Annotated in this window: 3 protein-coding genes and 1 pseudogene; 3 read left to right on the top strand and 1 reads right to left on the bottom strand. The window is 35.5% G+C overall.

Features of this window, described 5'->3' with window-relative positions; translation table 11 throughout:
- Positions 1-738: 738 nt before the first annotated feature.
- Together A9239_RS05120 and A9239_RS18830 are read left to right on the top strand one after the other, a co-directional pair.
- Positions 739-1836, top strand: a complete 1098-nt coding sequence (locus A9239_RS05120; protein WP_048155868.1) for a glycosyltransferase family 2 protein — start codon at positions 739-741, stop codon at positions 1834-1836.
- A 439-nt stretch (positions 1837-2275) separates the two neighbouring features.
- Positions 2276-2896: a PocR ligand-binding domain-containing protein gene (locus A9239_RS18830; RefSeq protein WP_238985647.1), complete on the top strand. Its 621-nt coding sequence runs from the start codon at positions 2276-2278 to the stop codon at positions 2894-2896.
- A gap of 145 nt (positions 2897-3041) precedes the next feature.
- Here the strand turns inward: A9239_RS18830 and A9239_RS05110 are convergent, their stop codons facing one another.
- Entirely contained in the window at positions 3042-3875 is an 834-nt protein-coding gene (locus tag A9239_RS05110) for a glycoside hydrolase family 16 protein (RefSeq protein WP_048120806.1), read from the bottom strand.
- A 588-nt stretch (positions 3876-4463) separates the two neighbouring features.
- Between A9239_RS05110 and A9239_RS20190 the strand changes: the two are divergent.
- A pseudogene (locus A9239_RS20190) lies at positions 4464-4596 on the top strand (IS701 family transposase); the annotation flags it as partial.

Here is a 4596-nt window from a genome sequence, read left to right as displayed (position 1 = left end):
GATCAGACAAGTATCCCACATGTAGCAGGTGGAGTTGCAATGCAGATGTGGCTTATGAATCATTTAGCGCCGATAAATGGACAGAACGCAGAAATGGTTTTATCTGACTTTAGTTATATACCAGCTTAATTGAGGCGAAAGCCTCTTTTCTTTTTTAACTTAGATGGATTGATAGGAACATTTCATTCACTTAACAGGTGCCTCTCTGTCTCTTTTTGAGGAGTGTTCGGGAATCTATCTCGTAGAGTTTTCAAATTAGAATTTTTAAGTAAAAACTTGTTCTCTTTCACTAGCTCTAATAAACGCTGTTTTTGTCTATAACTTCAACTTTAATTTGGCTTTCCGTAGATGTACACAAAAATACCACTCATTTTCTCAAAATGGCAGCCATTTAAAAAGTTGATCATTCTTTGATGAGTCATTTTGAGCAAATAGGCAAATAATCTCTACTACTGTGTACATCTACAGAATGGAAAATTAAAAGTTCTCTTCAATAAAATTCAAGATTTTTGTATATTTAAGTATACAGAACTGCAATTTATCTTCTAAATACAGCAGTATTCTACTAAATTTATATATTTGAACTAGGTTTTGTTTCTCCGTAATCTGTCAATTAATTGCAAAACATGATTTTAATAATTTATATAATATAATTTTTAATCTGATTTTGCATTATTGTCAAAGATTATTATATTACTCAAAATTTATTAGCAGTAAGTGATTAGGAGGAATTGCGAAATGACACCCGTTCTGCCTCCACAGAACAATGTCATCGCGTTTGTGCCAGCTCATAATGAGGCGGATATAATCCGCTCAACCATTGAATCCATTCTTACTCAAACAGTCAAAGTCGATGTTATTGTAATAAGTGATAACAGTACAGATGACACGGTTAGTATAGTAAGAAGTATAGCTGCCATTGATAACCGCGTAAGTTTGATAGAAACTGTTGGAAATAAATTTAAAAAATCTGGGGCATTGAACACTGCTTATAAAAGTGTAGATCTGAATTCATATGATTATGTACTATCAGTCGATGGTGATACAGTCGTAGCTCCAGATCTTGTTGAGCAAGCATTAATAGAATTTCAGCTAGATCCACTGCTTGGGGCAGTGTGCTCTCGTGCCGGTGTAGTCAAACAGACAACTAATGGGTTTTTTGAAAAACTAGTTTATCACTGGCAATATGTCGAATACGCAGAGTTCGACAGAAGTCGAGTTAGTCAGGATCGAGGGATTAAAGTCGCGCACGGAATGTGCACGGTATATAAGGTAGAAGCAATAAAAGCAGTTATGGCAAGACGCATAGCTACCGAAAAACTTGACTGCACTTTATATGATGTGCATAACATCACCGAAGATTACGAGTTAACGGTAACTCTAAAAGAGCTTGGTTACCACACAGCTGCAGGTTTTGGGATGCATGCCTGGACAGATGTCCCATTAAAACTAAGCGAGTTATGGAAGCAACGAGTCCGCTGGCTTCGCGGTGGGCTTGATACATTGTGGGAGCATGGATGGAATAAAAGCACCAGAAAAGACATCCTGAACGCCGGACTCTTCTGGATTATGCTATCTTTCCAGATTCTTTTGCTAAATTATGCTTTGTATGACATAGTTAAGGGTGTTTATCATCCCAACTGGATGTTCATACTGGTAATGAGTTTAATGTACGTGGACAGTGTTTACACACTGCGATATGTGCAGGACCCTAGTAAGTGGGATTATCTTGTGAGAATAACGTTTATTCCTCAGATATTTTATGCGTGGTTTACTATTGCTCAGCTAGTCTGTGCATACTACCTCTTTCTCTTTAAACCTAATCAGGATTGGTAATATGTCATTGATGCAGTACTTGCATATGATTTTTGCGTATAGTGTACCTGATCAACTCAACATCTGGCATGTGTTATTGACACGATACCTTCATTTGATTTTCACGTATCATATTTATTATCAATTCAGTAATTGGAATAAATTACTGCCGAGATACCTACAGACTTTTGTGTCCGTATTAGTTTTGGCTGATGTCACTATTAAATTATCAAAAGACATTTACAAAACAAAAGTTTTACAGAAGAAGCGAAAAGGACTATTAGAATTAAACTGGACAATCCCCAGGTGGGTGCATAAGAAGTCACATCTTGGCTTTGACAAATGCGGCGCGCTTCTCGATTGCTTCTACATAAATCAAAACATTTTCAAGCAAAAACAGGTAGGGGATGTACTGAGTAAAAGTAAACAGTGCATGATGTTATTATTGTGGAGTATTCTTTTGTCTACAAAGAAGGCAGAGAACTTAGAGGTTAATAATATTATCGAAACCCAGGCAATCCAGTCTCTTATGAGTGATTTCTATAAACGTTCTTCCATTCCAATAGCCCTGGTTGATCTCAAAGGCAATGTTCTAGCAGGTGTCGGGTGGCATGATACCTTGATTAGATTCTATAGTGTATATCCCAAAGACTGCAAACTCTGCATGGAAAACGATAAAAAGTTATTCGTGAATGTTTCTCTTGGAGAGTTTAAGATTTACAGGAGTCAGACCAACATATGGTCCATAGCAGCTCCTTTTATGATAGGTGGTGCTTATGTCGCCAATGTCTTTACAGGGCAGTTTTTTTTTGAAGATGAGACTATAGACTATGAATTTTTCCGGTCCCAGGCTAGAAAATACGGCTTAGACGAGGAAGAATCTATAGAAATGCTTGAAAAAGTTCCGCGATTGAGCAAGAAGGATGTGGATAAAAATGTTAAATTCCTATTGGCGTTTACTAAATTGATCACTAATAACTACTTTTCATGCCCCATTAGCTGGTTTGTATCTCATCTTAAAACCAATTTGTTCAATACAATCGTGTCTAAGCTGACAGGAATACGGAAGATCGGTTTGTAAAAATCTTTAATTTTATTAGCCATAACAAACTTAATATTTTTTTGTTCAGGCTTTATACTAACAACTCTAATTGAAGCATTTTTGGCATCAATTTTCTAAATATTTATAAGAAAGGAGTTTAGTGGCTTAAAAGCCACTTTGTAACTCAATTATTAGTAACTGTGAAGTTACTAATTATAAGTTCAATGTTTTTTCCATCGGATGGAGGAGCCACTAACCATAAATTCATTATGACACTTTCAGGCTCTTTCGGAATTGTAGAACTATTTGTATTATTATAGTCTGCTATTACTGTTCCATCTGCCTGCATGGATGTGAATCTTATATAATTGGGTTTCCACTCAATTCTATAAGTTGTGTTTGCGCCTTCAATGCTCGGTGAAACCAGATACTCTTTACTATTTCCTTTAACTGTAGAAGGTTCTTTGTAATACCAGAGTTGATTCCCATTAGGGTCACCCCATCTTGAAATCACTACATTTGACGCATTATAATCATCTAAATAAGTACAAAGTCCAACCACGCAATTTTTGCCAAAAGTAAAAACAGGTGAAGCTACATTCCATGTAAAAGTACCATAACAATATGTGTTTTGGCTATTTAACATTGTGCTTTTCCATGTACCGCTATCGTTTACAACTGTTAAGTGCAGTCTATCTTGGTCATCTATCCATGCACCTGTATTGTTCCAGTAATTATTACCGGGATTTGCGTAGCCAGATGTTAGATACCAATCTTGCTCTTTCCAGTTAAGTACTCCATCTAAAGGGTATGTATTCACTCCTGATGGTTGATTATCTATCCGTGCACCTGTATTATTCCGGTAATTATTACCGGGGTCTGCGTAGCCAGATGTCAAAGGCCAATCTTGCCCTTTCCAGTTAAGTATTCCCTGTAAAGATGTGTCTTCTGATGGAATAGCCAAAATCACCACAATTAGCAGAACAAATAAAATTATCAAGTACTTAATTGTCTTCATTTTACCCTCTAGTGTGTTTTAATGCAAATATCTCAAAGCTATCTCTTCGCTATTTCGAGTAGTAGTTTATAGTGAGTTTTATAGCCACTTTCAAAGAGAGTGTCTCAAAATCCAAATTTTGCTGGATTTTATCAGCTTAGTAATAATCGCACAAGGCTGCACATCTTGATTTGTTTATTCTAAGGTCTTTAGGCTTTATTTTTGAATTGGTAATTTTACAACACTTTATTATAAAAATATATACTGTAAAATAACTTATAAAAATATTTACGATTTATTATCAAATTTAAGTTCGCTGTTTATTTGTTTTTTATGATCTTTTTATTTGATAAACAATTCACGATCCGCACAAAACAGCTATAAGTCTCAAAAAGAGTTGACCTTTCACAGGTATCTTCTAACTATTGATATCTTTAGTCCATGATAAAGACGTGTATACAAAGTTCGAAAGGAAATGTTTAAAACTTAATATGATATACCTAACGTTAATGTTTTTTATTTTAGGACTTACGCAGTTAAAATGCCGAAAACTTGATATCTTTATAAATATACTTATGGCTTAGTGTTTCTCTAAAAACGTACGGAGTTATGGACATAAATCCACCTAAGTGTACCGACATTGACTACATTAATTTTCTCAATGCGGCTTCTAACGTATTTAGCTGTACTGAAGCTGCTAGATGTTATCCAGACATAGCTAATGCTCCTTCTCATGCTGCTT

Source organism: Methanosarcina sp. A14, from assembly GCF_001729375.1.
Classification (GTDB): Archaea; Halobacteriota; Methanosarcinia; order Methanosarcinales; family Methanosarcinaceae; genus Methanosarcina; species Methanosarcina barkeri.
Note: the sequence above shows the minus strand (reverse complement) of the source record. Positions and strands in the feature narration are given on the sequence as shown.